A 14,307-nucleotide genomic window follows, 5' to 3' on the forward strand; every position below is an offset into this window, starting at 1 on the left:
CATGAAGACGATAATGATACAGCTCGGCAATTTCTTCTTCCGATACCGCAACCAGGTCTTCCCGGCCATCATCCTGGCACTCTTCATCCTGGTGCCGCCGTCAACCGAAATGTGGGGCAGCGGGACGGCGAACCTGCTGAAGACCGCGGCCGCCATTGCTGTTGTTCTCGCCGGGCTGGCATTACGCACGGTCGTGGTGGGCTACGCCTACATTAAGCGCGGCGGGTTGAACAAGAGGGTCTACGCAAAGGACCTGGTCACCGAAGGCATGTTCGGCGTCTGCCGAAACCCGCTCTATGTGGGCAACATGCTCGTCTATACCGGCATTTTCCTGCTGCACGGCAATCCGCTGGTTATTGCAATTGGCGTTGGCCTGTTTGCCTTCATGTACCAGTGCATCGTCTATGCCGAGGAAGTTTTCCTGGAGCAGAAGTTCGGCGAGGCCTATCGTGCCTATTGTCGAGACGTGCCGCGCTGGGCGCTGCGGCTTGAGAATTTCCGCCACTCGATCGACGGGACGACATTCAATTTCAAGCGCGTCATCGCCAAGGATTATTCGACTGTCTCAGCCGCTCTGCTCGCGATCCTCGCAACGGAAATGTATCGGTTCGCCATCGCCGAGAACCTTGAGCACCAGCGATCCTATCTGCTTGTTCTCGCTGCCCTGATGGCGCTTGTCGGCATGGCGACCGCATTGGTCAGCCACTTCAAGAAGCACGGTGCGTTTCGCGAACCGAAGACATCGCTCTAGGGCGCCGCCTGCCGTGGCACCCTGCCCGGAGACGATGGCTTCCATCGTCTCGCACCCTTCAGGTTCATGCCAGGGATCCCGCAGCCTACGATCCACAACTCGGCGCCGTTTCGGCCTGAAAGGGAGCCATGGCCTCATGAGCAATCCGACCGATCGAAAAACAATCGACTTGACGCATGCCTATGGGCGACAATAGGCAGAGGTTGTTTGGTGGCGGATGGTAGCTTGCGCGTTCTGCTTGTGGAAGACGATCAGGTCCTGGGGGAGGCGCTGCGTGATCACGTCGCCGCCGCGGGCCATGCCGTAGACTGGTTCTTAAGCGTCGTTGATGCGATGTCGGCAACGGGGACGGTCGAATACGGGCTTATCCTTCTCGACCTGAGATTGCCGGATGGAGATGGACTGTCATTGCTCCGGTCTTTACGCTCGCGTCAGGATGCAACGCCGGTCATCATCCTGACAGCGCACGATCAGGTATCCGATCGGATCGAGGGACTTAACAGCGGGGCAGACGACTATCTCGTCAAACCCTTCGACCTCGACGAGTTGACTGCGCGCATGCTGGCTGTATCGAGGCGCTATGCGGGCAAGCCAACCTCGACCATTCGCCTACCAGGGATCGAGATAGACCAGATCAACCGAAACGTGGTGGTGGACAACGAAATCCAGCTCTTGAGCGCCCGCGAATGGGCCGTTCTGGACAAGCTGGCGGCCCGACCCGGAGCGATTGTGTCCAAGGCTCAGCTTCACGAGGAGCTTTACGCCTTCGGCGCCGAGATCGAAAGTAACACGGTCGAGGTCTACATCAGCCGGCTGCGAAAAAAGATCGGCCATGACCGTATCGAAACCGTTCGGGGTGTGGGCTACTGCATCAAGTGAGTGACCATGTTCCAGAAACCAAGCATGACCCGCAAGCTCGTCGTCGCGATCACAAGCGTCGTCGCTGCCTTCTGGCTCGTCGCCATGGGATTTGGCATCCTCATCATGCAGGACGAGTTTTCCGAGATATTCGATAGCGGCATTCAAGAAACCGCCGAACGCCTGCTTCCGATCGTCATCGACGATCTGGCCGGGCGGGATGCGGGCGATGCGCTACGACGCCCGGCAGAAAAAGCAGCCAGCAACCGCGAATATCTTGTCTACCAGGTTCGCGGTCGGGACGGGCAGATCCTGTTGAAATCGAGGGATGCGCCTGCCGAGCCCTTCCCGGCCCCCCTCGAGGTCGGCTTCTCGCAGAACGATACGCACCGGATATACACGGCCGGGACCGCGGACGGCTCATTCTATATCCAAGTGGCGGACTCCCTCGACAATAGGCGCGAGGCTGCAATCGAGGGGGGAATGGCCCTCTTTTTCCCGATCCTGGCACTCATTCCCGCCAGCATCATTGCCATCATCCTCGTCGTCCGTATGACGCTGTCTCCAATTGAAGGGCTGCGCGACGATATCGGCACCAAGGATGGTGGCAACATGGTCCCGGTGGATGAAGCCGGGCTCCCGGTCGAGCTTCGCCCGATCGCCCGCTCCGTCAACTTGCTGCTGGATCGACTGCGGGCCGTACTCGAATCCGAGCGGGAATTCACCGCCAACAGCGCACACGAGTTGCGCACACCGATTGCCGGCGCGCTGGCGCAGACCCAACGGCTGCTCGCGGAGGTGCCGCCTTCGCTGTCTGCCCGTGTCGGACAGATCGAACGATCGCTTCAACATCTGGGGCGGCTGGCGGAAAAACTGCTGCAGATGTCGCGCGCTGAAGCAGGCATCGGCGTGTCGGACGAAAAAACGGACCTCTTCCCGGTCCTGCAGGTTGTCATCGAAGACATCGGGCGATCTGCGTTGGGCGCGGGGCGCATCGTACTTCATGCGCCGGATGGGGCGCGCCTCGAACGGCAAATCCGCCCGGATGCCTTCGCGATCGTCGTGCGCAACCTGCTTGAGAATGCACTGGTCCACAGCCCGCCAGGCAGTGGCGTCGATGTCTTTTTCGGCAGTGATGGCATCCGCGTCGTCAATGAAAGCGTCGTCCTCGATCAAGCGACATTGGCGGGCCTGACGAGGCGTTTCACGCGTGGACCAACGCAAGCGGCCGGCTCTGGACTTGGGCTGTCGATCGTCAAGCGCTTCGTCGAACAGATGAACGGCAGCCTGGCACTCCAATCTCCTGCGACCGGTAGGTTGGGCGGCTTCGAGGCCGCCGTGCACCTTTAACCCAACCGGAGCCCGCCTTGTCCAAGATCGCCGCGCTAACCGAACGGTTTTACAGACGCATGAGGGCGTATGGGCCGCTAGGCATCGCCGCCTTTGCACTGGCATCCGGAGGCGCCTTTGTCTTCCTTAGGCTGACGAGCGAGGTGGTCGAGGGAGAAACGCGCGCGTTCGATGAGGCGATCCTGCGCGCGCTGCGCCAGCCCGGCAACCTCTCCGCTCCCATCGGGCCCGGATGGTTGACGCATGTGGTCACCGACATCACCAGCCTCGGTGGCACCACCGTACTGACCCTCGTCACTATCGTTACAGTCGGCTATCTGGTTCTCGCATCGCGTCGCGCCACCGGTATGTTCGTATTGCTCTCGGTTTTGGGTGGATGGTTGCTGAGCACGCTTCTGAAAATCGGGATTGCGAGACCTCGACCCGATATCGTGCCCCATCTGGTCGATGTCCATGATCTCAGCTTTCCAAGCGGTCATGCGATGCTGTCGGCCGTCACCTACCTGACGCTTGGTCTGCTTCTCTCGCAGATCCAATCGCGCCGGGCGACGCGCCTCTACGTCATCACCGTGGCCCTGACGCTGACTTTGTTGGTCGGATTGAGCCGGATATACCTTGGCGTTCACTATCCGACAGATGTTTTTGGCGGTTGGTGTGCGGGTGCGACATGGGCAACGATCTGCTGGATGATCGCCAGGCGTTATCTGCCCCGCCCCGAGGAGAGTGCCGGTTAGAGCGTTTCCAAGCGGTGTGAAAGAAACGCTCCATCTCTTTGTTTCCAAACATTTCCTCACGGAACGCCGCTTGGCACTTTTCCTGGAAATGCCCTAACCGGCGAGGCCGAAGACCTTCTCCAATATCTCCCAGTTCTCATCCATTGCGTAGCTGGGGGAAAGGTAGGGGATCCCGATGTGCCCGAAGCGTATCGACAGCTGTTTTTCGGCGGTCTCTTCGTCGGCCTTGGCGATTTGCTGGAGATAGATGACCGAAGCAAGTCCCGTGCGGTCGGCGCCCGACCGGCAGTGAATGAGGGCCGGTTTGGGAACATCGCGCAGCAGCGAAACGAGGTTCAAGGATTGGTCGAGGGTCATCTCGTGGCTCGCGGACATCTTGAAGTCCACATGTTTCAGACCGAGTGCTGCGGCAGTAGCGATTTCATCGCGATACCAAGCCGCGCCGTTGTCGACACCGCGAAGGTTGACGATCGACTTGATGCCATACCGCTTGGCGTAGTCGGCGATCTGACCCGGTGTCGGCTGGTTCGAGCGGTAAAGCTCGCCCGGAACCACCTCATGGAAGTTCCCGGAAAGCTGGATACCGCCGAGGTACCCGCCGATGATCAATGCGGCCGCGAGTGTCGCCCACAGGATTGGTCTTATGGATCCAAGCTTCATCCAAAGTGCTCCTTTTCGAGCACCATGGATGCAACCGCTGACATGAAGCTGAACGCCAATGTGGTCAATGTTCGCCTGCTGCGGCTGACCTGGAGACGGCGTCATCGCCGCTTGCGAAGAAATCTGTTCCGGCGGCTTCCGAAAGATGGGCGTCGAGCAGGACGATCAGCGTCTCTCGATGTCGAGACAGACCTCGAGAGACGCCACCGATTGCCTCAGCCAAGGATCGCCTTGGGCTCAAGATGAGCCTCCAAGCCCACGACGCCGCGTTCACGGCCGATGCCTGACTGCTTGAATCCACCGAAGGGTGCCAGGGGCTCGTGGGGTGCGCCGTTGATCACCACACGCCCGGCCTCCAGGCGCGCGGCAACCCGTCGCGCCCGCAAGGGATCGGACGACAGGACATAGGATTGCAAGCCGTAGGTCGTGTCGTTGGCGATGGCGATAGCGTCTTCCTCTGTGGCGTAGCCAATCACGCTCAGCACGGGTCCAAAGATTTCCTCGCGCGCGATCCGCATGTCGTTGGTGACGTTGGCAAAGACGGTCGGCTGCACGAACCAGCCGCGCTCAAGGCCTTCGGGTCGGCCCTCGCCGCCGACCAGCAGCGTCGCGCCTTCCTCCTGTCCAAGCTTCAGATAGGATTGCACCCGGTCCCACTGCTTCCGGCTGACGATCGGGCCAACGGACACTTCGGGGTTGGTCGGATCGCCGGCACGGACCGCCTCGACCTCGGTCTTCAGCCTCGCCAGGGTCTCTGCCAATCTGCCTTCCGGAACGAGTACCCGCGTCCCCGCTACGCAAGCCTGACCACTGTTCATGAAACCGGACGCCACCACCACTGGGATCGCCTCATCGAGATCGGCATCGTCCAAAATGATTTGCGGCCCCTTGCCACCGAGCTCCAGCGTCACGCGTTTCATCGTCTCTGCGGCCGACCGCAGGATCGACCGTCCAACTGCGGTCGATCCGGTGAACGTCACCTTGGCGACGTCGGGATGAGAGGCGAACTCCGCACCGACGACATCGCCCCGTCCGGTGACGATGTTGAACAGACCTGCAGGAGCGCCAGCCTCATGCAGCGCCTCGGTGACGATCCGGGTCTGGATTGCGCTCATTTCGCTGGGTTTGATCACGATGGTGCAGCCGGCGGCGATCGCCATCGCCATCTTGCCGCAGATGAAGGAGGCATTGCTGTTCCAGGGCGTGATGGCGGCGACGACGCCCAAGGGCATCATGCGCACGTCCGCACGGCCGATGGTCTGGTTGAAATCATAAGCCTCAAGCGTTTCCGCCGCCTCCAGAAAGGCAGTGGCCGCCATGTTCACCATCCAACCGGCGCGGCTCTTCGGCGCGCCGTATTCCTCGACGATAGCGTCGAGCTGATCGTCGAACCGGGCGGCGACCACGTCATGGAAACGGCGCAACAGGACGATCCGCTCCTCCTTGCTGGTCTGCGACCACGCCGGCAGCGCGCGTTTCGCAGCAGCAATTGCGGCGCGGGCGTCCTCGACGTCGCCCAGGCGCACCGCGCCGATCGCTTGTTCGGTAGTCGGGTTGAAAAGCTGGAACCGCTCAGTCCCGTGCGGCGTGACGAAGGCGCCATCGATGTAGATTTCGTTGATATCGCGCATAGTCGTTCTCCTGTTGAAACCAGGATGTAGCGCCTTCCGATTGCGTGTATAAGACCGTGAAAGAGACGCAAACTGTCCCGGAAACCAGCGCAATGAATCGCAGCGGCCTGATTGAACTGGAAGCCGTGGTGGCGGTGGCCCGACGCGGTGGATTTCGCGCCGCCGCCCGCGACCTTGGCATGTCCTCCTCAGCCCTCAGTCACGCGGTCGCGGGTCTCGAGGCGCGGCTTGGCGTACGCCTGTTCGATCGCACCACCCGCAGCGTTTCGCTGTCGGCGGCGGGCGAGCAGTTCATCGCGGAGGTCGCTCCGGCCCTTTCGCAAATCCACGCCGCCATCGAGAATGTCGATCTGCACCGCGAGCGCCCTTCCGGCACGCTGCGGCTGAACACCTCGCTCGGCGCAGCGCGGATGATCCTGTCGCCGCTGATCCTCGAATATCTCCGGCGCTATCCGGAGATGAAGGTCGAGCTGGTGACCGACAATCGGCTGATCGATCTTGTGGAGGAAGGATTTGATGCCGGCTTCCGCCTTCAGGAGAGCCTACCGGCGGACATGATCGCCGTGCCGTTCAGCCGGACGATCCGTTCCATCGTCGTCGGGTCGCCCGCCTATTTTGCGGGCCGCGAACAGCCGCGCGTGCCCGCCGACCTGCTGCGCCATGTCTGCATCCGCATGCGCATGTCCTCCAGTTCGATCTATCGCTGGGAATTCGAGAAGCGCGGCGAGACGGTGGAGATTGACGTTCCCGGCGTCCTGACGCTCGACGAAACCGCATTGATGCACGAGGCGGTTCTCGCCGGCGTCGGCCTGTTGCTGATCACGGAAGACCTGGTCGCCGAGGATCTGGCGGCGAGACGGCTGATCCAGGTGCTGGATGACTGGACCCCGGCCTATCCCGGCCTCAGCCTCTACTACCCCGGGCGCCGGCACGCGCCCGCCAAACTACGCGCCTTCATCGATCTCGTGAAGGAACGATCTCGATAAGCGATAACGTCTCCTTGGCCCCCTTGACAGTATCTGTAAAAACATTGCATCGTTAATTGAAGCGTAGGCCTGTGCCTCGCAAGAATTGCCCCGTTCAACCCACGTTGATGACGATCCGGAGTTCGCACCTCCTGGAACAGGGTCCTAGCGAAACTGGCCAATTGCCAGTTCAACTATGGAGCTGGTGGGGGCATGGAAACCGAACTTCCCTTTGGTAATATTTTTTGCTTTGAGCATGATTGGAAGACCTCAACCGCTGGTCGGTTAGTCTATGGCTTTCATTGCGTTATCTGCCGCAATACGCGCCAGTCTGACGCCCGTCGCAAGTCCCCTGCCAAGAGCGACGTGGTCGCATCAGAGCTGGTCGACGTCCACTCGAAGCGTTTCACAGTCATTGCTCGGTCCCAGGGTATCCATAAAATTATCGGCAGCCTCGATTTCGTTCGCGGAATCAGGATCCGTTCGATCGAGGGTGGCGAAACTGCCTTGCCGCTCGGTCTCTTCGATGATCCGGTTCACCTCTTAGAGCGCGCAGCGCCGCCGGGCACCGCTCCTGAAATTCGGTTCGGACACCCTGCCCCTGTTGCACGACGACACGTCTCTCGTGCGCGTTCCAGCAACGTCGACGATAAGCGGCAACGATCTCTCATTCAGGCATGAGCCCATGCTCGGCATAGGCCTGTGCCCCGATGGCTATGCCGACGTGTCTGACCGAAATGGGGTTCAACTCAAAACGCAACTCAGCAAAGGTATGGAGGAGTTTACCTTGGCAATTATAAAAGAGGGAAGTGCATCAAGCAGGCGCCCGGAAGACGAAAAACTCAGCATCGGCGCCAATATCGCATATGGATTACAGCACGTTCTGACGATGTACGGCGGCATAGTCGCCGTACCCCTTATTGTCGGACAGGCGGCGGGGCTTAGCCCAAGTGACATCGGCCTCCTGGTGACGGCGTCGCTTTTTGCCGGTGGTCTGGCCACCATCCTGCAAACATTGGGATTGCCATTCTTCGGGAGCCGTCTGCCGCTTGTACAGGGCGTTTCGTTCTCGGGGGTTGCGACAATGGTGGCGATTTCCGGCAATGGGGGAATACCGTCTATTCTCGGCGCCGTTATCGCGGCGTCGTTGATCGGGCTATTAATTACGCCCGTATTCTCACGGATTACCCGTTTCTTCCCACCCCTAGTCACCGGTATCGTCATCACCACCATTGGACTGACGCTGATGCCGGTCGCCGCGTTCTGGGCAATGGGCGGCAACAACAGTTCCCCCGATTTCGGAAGCCCGGCAAATATCCAGCTGGCCGCCACAACGCTCGCCATCGTTCTCCTGCTCAGCAAGCTTGGAAGCGCATCGGTTTCAAGGCTCTCCATCCTGCTTGCGCTCGTGATCGGAACGGGCATCGCCTATGCCGTTGGCATGACCGACTTTTCGCAAGTCGGAAATGGCCCCCTCTTCGCCCTGCCGACAATATTCCATTTCGGCTATCCCACCTTCGAGATCGCCGCCATCGTCTCGATGCTGATCGTCATCATCGTGACGCTCGTGGAGACATCAGCCGACATTCTCGCCGTTGGCGAGATCGTCGAAACGAAGGTTGATTCTCACCGCCTGGGCGATGGGCTTCGGGCCGACATGCTGTCGAGTATTCTCGCGCCGATCTTCGGTTCGTTCACACAGAGTGCCTTTGCCCAGAACGTCGGGCTTGTCGCCGTAACCGGCGTGAAGAGCCGCTATGTGGTGGCGACCGGCGGTCTTTTTCTCGTCGCCCTCGGCCTTCTGCCGGTCATGGGACGCGTTGTTGCAGCGGTGCCAAGTTCCGTTCTCGGTGGGGCCGGCATCGTCCTTTTCGGTACGGTCGCGGCAAGTGGCATACGCACGCTCTCCAAGGTCGACTACCACAACAACATGAACTTGATCATCGTCGCGACGTCGATCGGTTTCGGCATGATCCCCATCGCGTCACCGGGATTCTACGAGCACTTCCCGGCCTGGGTCGCGACGATCTTTCATTCCGGCATCAGTTCCGCTGCGTTGATGGCGATCGTCCTCAACCTGCTGTTCAACCATTTCAAAGCAGGAAATGCCGATCAGCAGTCAGTGTTCGTGGCGGGGACAGAACGGACGATCCGCTACAAGGACATCGTGCGGCTTCGCGATGGCGACTACTTCCTCAACGGCAAGCTCTATGACGAAAAAGGCATCGAAATACCGATGATCCCTGAGGGCGCTCACTGAGCATTGCTTTGAAATCACGTTCCGGATCGAGGTCAAAACTTTGATCCGGACCAACCTTTTCCCGACATTTCAAGGAGATAAAGAATGTCAGAAAAAATCGAAACGACGCGTCTGCTCGACGCCCTGCTGACAGCCATGGAGGCTGGCATCATCCCCGCGACTGAGGCGGGCGTTGCGGCAGGCAACAAGATCTTCGGAGCGGCGCTGCTGCGGAAATCGGACCTTTCGACCGTGCTCGTCGAAACCAACAACGAAACCGAGAACCCGTTGTGGCACGGGGAGGTTCACACCCTGAAGCGCTTCTATGAGATGACCGGATCCGAGCGGCCGGATACGACGGACCTCATCTTCCTGTCGACCCATGAGCCGTGCTCGATGTGCCTTTCGGCAATCACCTGGGCAGGCTTCGACAACTTCTTCTACTTCTTCAGCCACGAGGATTCCCGGGATGCGTTTTCCATTCCGCACGATTTGAAGATCCTGAAGGAAGTCTTCACGCTGGAGCCAGGGGGCTACAATCGGACGAATTCATTCTGGAAAGGACAGTCGATCATGGGGCTGATCGACGGAGTTCCGGAACCGCAGCATTCGCATTTGAAGGAAAGAGCAACTGCAATCGGCCGCAAATACGACGACCTCTCCGCAGTTTATCAAGCCAGCAAGGGGGATAATGCAATCCCCCTCAACTAACGCGCCGATCCGTCCCTTTTGCGCCGGTCTCGATAGAAACCGCCGCCTACGGCATGTTTCCTTAGATCCTATTCGATTTAGGGATAAAAACATGCAGCAATTCAAAGGGCTACAGCGACCTTTGCGCGTCAGATAAGAAGCGCGGCGCTGTAGCCTGATTGAAGAGTACGCACCGGGTGTAGTCCTTGGTGGGGCTACACCCGGCACCCTACCCCACGTCAGTAGCCAGCCGCCGATCACCCGGCAAACCCACTCGACGGCCGGGAACGGACGCCTTGATGCCAGTTTTTAATCTAGCGAGATTCATGGAAAGCAAAATTTAACCATACTTGTTCATTCTTTGTCGATCCGTCGTCAAAAAGGGGACAATCCGGGAAATTGCGCAGCGGTGGTCGCTCGTCGGCCGGAGAGCGTTTGCGAGATTTGCTGGCTTGAGATGCGTTGTTGAGTAAGGTCGTTCGTTCACAGTCTTTGCGCCGCCTGTTGCGCCCACTGCTGATCACCTGTTGCGGCGTCGCCCTTGCCGGCGCGGCTGTGGGATCCGTGGCCGGTGCAGTCGCGATGGGCAGTTTTTTCGTTCACGGTTCGGGCAACCTCTTGCCCAAGCCACAACTCTATGTGGCTCAGAGAAAAAAAGAGCGCTCGTGGGTCAAGCAGGCACGGGTCGAACAGACGCCGACGCTGATCGCCGCCGTGGCTGAGCCCGTCGTGCTTGCAAGCCTTAGCGGCGCCGAAGGGAAACTTCCCCGCCGTGCCGATATCTTCGGAGATGCCGAGACGAGTGGCAAGGCTGCACGCTTCACTTCCGGTGGGAAGCAGGCTGCATTGACATCCGAGCAGCTCGCCAGCCACTTCAAGGCCTCTCATTCCATCACGCCGGGCCGCGCGATTGCCAGTCTTGACGCGCCTGCACCGGAACGGTTCGGACCGCCGCGCGCCGTAGCAACCGACAAGCCCCTGGTCTCGTTGGCGTATGCGGGCCCCTCTCAGAGCGCAACGGACAGCGCTGTGTTCTCGGCCTTGCTGACGGTACCATTGGAGGAGGACCCAGCCGCCTCGCAGGGCCCGAATGCCGAAGATGAGGCCGTTGCCCTGCCAGACTATGAGGACACGCCGTCTTCGGGACCGAAGCCACAGTTCCGTCCCAGCGGAGATCAAGCCCAAAAGCCTGCCGCTGAAACGGAAAAGCCCGAGACCCGACGGGCCAAGGACGAGGCAGCGCCGAAAGCCGATGAGCGCGAAAAGCCAAAGCAGCAACAGCTTGCCTTTGTGCGGCCGAACAATCCGGCGGACAATCGATCCGGTGGCGGCCTCGGCGCGCTCCGCAACCTATTCGGCGGCGGTGCCCGCGCAGGAAATGGCGTCGCGGTCTACGACATCACCGCCGCGAAGGTCTACATGCCCGACGGCAGCGTGCTCGAGGCCCATTCCGGCATCGGCAAGATGGCCGACAATCCGCGTTACGTGAACGTCAAGATGACCGGACCGACCCCACCGCACACCTACAATCTCAAGATGCGCGAAACGCGCTTCCATGGGGTCGAGGCGGTCCGCATGCTGCCTGTCGACGGAAAGAACAAGCACGGCCGAGACGGTTTCCTGACCCACAGCTACCTGCTGCGCAGCGGCCGGGCGGAATCGCATGGCTGCGTCGCCTTCAAGGACTACAAGCGTTTCCTCACAGCGTTCAAAGAAGGCAAGGTCAGGCAGATCGTCGTGGTTCCGAGCGGCGGACGCGCGGCCGGCATACAGATGGCATCGAACGGAAAGAAGGGCTGACGGACAACATCCCGGCAGTCGCGGTAGTGATGGCGGCCAAGGCGTTCCGCCAACGCGACTGAGAAGGACGCGGGTTGGAGTATTCCAGCTACATCATCTCCGCGCGAAGGCCATAAAGGTCAAAGACATTCCAAATTCGCTGCCATTAGGTTGAGACGTAGGGGTTCATGCCGGCGAGAAATTGCGAACGCGTTCCCGTATCGCTTCCACCTGGTCGACAGGCTGTATATGGCCGGCTCGGCATTACAGCCTCAACAGCCAGGCCTCTACCTTGCCCTTGCCCTTGACTTCGATAGCGCCGCGCGGCTCGAAGACGAAGTGGTCTTTGAGCTTTTCGTAGACGGGGCGCGTCACCTGAACCGCGTCGGGCACGCCGCCTGATTCCATCCTACTGGCAAGGTTCACCGTATCGCCCCACAGGTCGTAAATGTACTTGCTCTTGCCGATGATGCCGGCCACGACCGGCCCGGTATTGACGCCAACCCTGAGCTTCATCGAGACGTTGTTTTCCATCGCGTGCTCTCGGGTGATGTGGACCATGCGGATAGCCATGCGCACCATCCGCTCGGAGTGGTTGGCCACCGGCTCGGGCAAACCACACACCGCCATATAGGCGTCACCAAGCGTCTTGATCTTCTCGATTCCGAGTTCATTGGCGGCGACATCGAAGCGCGTGAATAGCCCATTGAGAAACGTGACGACCTCGTGTGGCGGCATCTCCGATGACAGAGCCGTGAAGCCAACAAGATCCGCGAAGGCGACGGTCACCTCGGCGAAGCCGTCGGCGATCCCAGCCTCGCCACCGCGCAACCGGTTGGCGATCGGAGCCGGCAGCACGTTGAGGAGCAGTTCCTCGTTCTCACGATTCTTGTTCTCGATCACGACATTTTTTTCGTGCAGCGTCTCGACCATGCCGTTGAAGGCTGAGCAGAGCTGGCCCACTTCGTCGCGCGTGCGAACTGGCACACTGGCTCCATAGTCGCCGGCCGCGAAGCGCTTTACTCCGGCAGTGAGTTCACGCAGCGGTCCGAGCAGTGCGCGCGAAAGCCATGCGGCGGTCATGGCAACCGCCAAGAGCGCCAATCCCCCGACGATTAGCAGCTCCTGGCGGAGCCGGGCGATCGGCGCGAAGGCCTCGGCGCTGTCAATTTTAGCAACAAGCGCCCACCTGACGCCGGGTATCTCGAGCGGGCCCCACGAGGCGAGTGTCGGCACGCCGCGGTACCCGATGATCTCGCCGGTGTTTTCGACACCGGCAAGTGCTGCCCGAGATGCCTCGGTGTCGATGCGCTGATGCATCACCGGCGTCCCGTAACGCTGAATGGCGGCGATCTCCTCGTCCGAGGCACCGACAGACTTGAGTTCGGCGAAGTACGCCTCCCGGTTCTCGTAGAATGTCCGCGGTCCAGAGCGCACCAGATAGTCGGGTCCAATTAAATATGCCTCGCCCGTGTCGCCGAACCCTTCCTGTCGCCACCGGCGACCACCAGTGACGACGTTGTCGATCTCCTCGTTTGACAGTTGCGCGACCAGCACCCCGATGACGACACCCTTATCAATCACCGGTGCTCCCATGAAGGCAATTGGCGCTCCACCGGTCGGTGCATATGGAGCGAAATCCTCGAGGCAGATGGCCGATTGTCCGGCGGGCTCCGCGCAGCGCGCGACAGCGGATGCGACGTTGGAGCGGCGGTAGGGACCGAATTGCAGGGATGTAGTAAAATCGAGTTCCTTCTGGACTGTGTAGATCAGTCGACCCGATTTGGGTTCGGCGATCATGAAATCGAAGAAACCGACCATCGAGGCGGCTGCGCGCATCAATGGATGATAGGTGGCATGCAGCCTGGTGTATTCGCTGCCATCACCGGCATCATCGAGAAGCTTGCGCCGCTCCGCCGGGTTCGGATTTTCCACGATGTAGTGATACTGCAGATAGTACGGGGCACCGCCAACCGGAAGATAATCTGACAGCTCCGGTTGCCTTCCCAGGATACTCGTCATCTGCGGGATGAAGTTCGCGGCGTACCAATCCTGGACTTTCTGGCGCAGTTCAGGCTGTACGCCTGCGCGATCGAGCTGGTCGACCGCAATCCGGAATTCGCGCGTCGCATCAACCACCATCTTGGAGGCGGCGAGCAGGCGCAGTTCCGCTGCGATGGTGCGGAAATAGGTTTCGACTTGACGCGTCTTGTTCTGACGGGCGGCCGTGAGTTGGTCGAAAACCGCTTTTTCGATGGCGTCACGGGCGCGGAAGTAGCCAAGTACACCGGTCACCAAGATCGCGGCAGCGCCAAGCAGGACGAGCGTCGTAAACAGCTTTGCGGCCAACCCCCAGCGCGGGGGGCGGGAAATTCCGGTCACATCTGGCGAACGCATGACACAACTCCCACCAATAACGCGAAGTGCCGGGCAAATACCGTCAATGGTGATGATCCGAACGTCGCACCTCTGCTACAGCAGACTGTTCAATGTGGAACGGTCATCTGCTGCCTGTTGGGCAGTGCCAACCTCGGCGTATAGCAGATGCCATCTTAAGCCAGAAATCACTCGACGGCCAACGCTCGTATTCGATTTGAGGATGAAAGCATGCAGCAATTCAAAGTGCTACAGCGACCGTTGCGCGTCTAAT

Annotated in this window: 12 protein-coding genes; 9 read left to right on the top strand and 3 right to left on the bottom strand. The window is 60.1% G+C overall.

Translation table 11 applies throughout. The features are described from left to right. Nucleotide 1: 1 nt before the first annotated feature. The 4 genes from C6558_RS05960 to C6558_RS05975 all read left to right on the top strand — a co-directional run bounded on the left by C6558_RS05960 (nucleotide 2) and on the right by C6558_RS05975 (nucleotide 3,693). The gene (locus C6558_RS05960; RefSeq protein ID WP_107026960.1) at nucleotides 2–751 is read left to right on the top strand and encodes an isoprenylcysteine carboxylmethyltransferase family protein; all 750 of its coding nucleotides are present in this window, start codon (nucleotides 2–4) and stop codon (nucleotides 749–751) included. Nucleotides 752–976: 225 nt separating this feature from the next. Next, nucleotides 977–1,630 (top strand): response regulator transcription factor, encoded by a 654-nt coding sequence (locus tag C6558_RS05965; protein ID WP_025430235.1) that lies wholly within the window; start codon nucleotides 977–979, stop codon nucleotides 1,628–1,630. Nucleotides 1,631–1,636: 6 nt separating this feature from the next. Next, nucleotides 1,637–2,959, top strand: a complete 1,323-nt coding sequence (locus C6558_RS05970; protein ID WP_107027109.1) for a histidine kinase dimerization/phospho-acceptor domain-containing protein — start codon at nucleotides 1,637–1,639, stop codon at nucleotides 2,957–2,959. A gap of 59 nt (nucleotides 2,960–3,018) precedes the next feature. Then, complete coding sequence (locus C6558_RS05975) at nucleotides 3,019–3,693, top strand: phosphatase PAP2 family protein (protein WP_107027110.1); 675 nt, start codon at nucleotides 3,019–3,021, stop codon at nucleotides 3,691–3,693. Nucleotides 3,694–3,786: 93 nt separating this feature from the next. Here the strand turns inward: C6558_RS05975 and C6558_RS05980 are convergent, their stop codons facing one another. Together C6558_RS05980 and C6558_RS05985 are read right to left on the bottom strand one after the other, a co-directional pair. Further along, nucleotides 3,787–4,353, bottom strand: a complete 567-nt coding sequence (locus C6558_RS05980) for a dual specificity protein phosphatase family protein (protein ID WP_107026961.1) — start codon at nucleotides 4,351–4,353, stop codon at nucleotides 3,787–3,789. Between the two features lie 215 nt (nucleotides 4,354–4,568). Further along, nucleotides 4,569–5,984, bottom strand: coding sequence for an aldehyde dehydrogenase family protein (locus C6558_RS05985; RefSeq protein WP_107026962.1), 1,416 nt, complete (start codon nucleotides 5,982–5,984; stop codon nucleotides 4,569–4,571). 92 nt (nucleotides 5,985–6,076) lie between these two features. On the opposite strand from C6558_RS05985, the gene C6558_RS05990 reads away from it, so the two are divergent. From C6558_RS05990 to C6558_RS06005, 5 genes are all read left to right on the top strand, one after another. Continuing rightward, complete coding sequence (locus tag C6558_RS05990) at nucleotides 6,077–6,970, top strand: LysR family transcriptional regulator (protein WP_107026963.1); 894 nt, start codon at nucleotides 6,077–6,079, stop codon at nucleotides 6,968–6,970. A gap of 192 nt (nucleotides 6,971–7,162) precedes the next feature. Further along, nucleotides 7,163–7,630 (top strand): hypothetical protein, encoded by a 468-nt coding sequence (locus C6558_RS39600; protein ID WP_146160872.1) that lies wholly within the window; start codon nucleotides 7,163–7,165, stop codon nucleotides 7,628–7,630. A 91-nt stretch (nucleotides 7,631–7,721) separates the two neighbouring features. Next, entirely contained in the window at nucleotides 7,722–9,209 is a 1,488-nt protein-coding gene (locus tag C6558_RS05995; RefSeq protein ID WP_107026964.1) for a nucleobase:cation symporter-2 family protein, read from the top strand. 84 nt (nucleotides 9,210–9,293) lie between these two features. Next, nucleotides 9,294–9,899 (top strand): nucleoside deaminase, encoded by a 606-nt coding sequence (locus C6558_RS06000; RefSeq protein ID WP_107026965.1) that lies wholly within the window; start codon nucleotides 9,294–9,296, stop codon nucleotides 9,897–9,899. Nucleotides 9,900–10,343: 444 nt separating this feature from the next. Beyond that, nucleotides 10,344–11,678, top strand: coding sequence for a DUF2778 domain-containing protein (locus C6558_RS06005; protein WP_245449128.1), 1,335 nt, complete (start codon nucleotides 10,344–10,346; stop codon nucleotides 11,676–11,678). Nucleotides 11,679–11,921: 243 nt separating this feature from the next. Here C6558_RS06005 and C6558_RS06010 read toward each other — a convergent pair whose 3' ends face one another. Next, nucleotides 11,922–14,054, bottom strand: coding sequence for an adenylate/guanylate cyclase domain-containing protein (locus tag C6558_RS06010; protein WP_245449129.1), 2,133 nt, complete (start codon nucleotides 14,052–14,054; stop codon nucleotides 11,922–11,924). Between the last annotated feature and the right edge of the window lie 253 nt (nucleotides 14,055–14,307).

Origin of the sequence: Ensifer sp. NM-2 (assembly GCF_003024455.1) — a bacterium.
Taxonomy (GTDB): Bacteria; Pseudomonadota; Alphaproteobacteria; order Rhizobiales; family Rhizobiaceae; genus Ensifer; species Ensifer canadensis.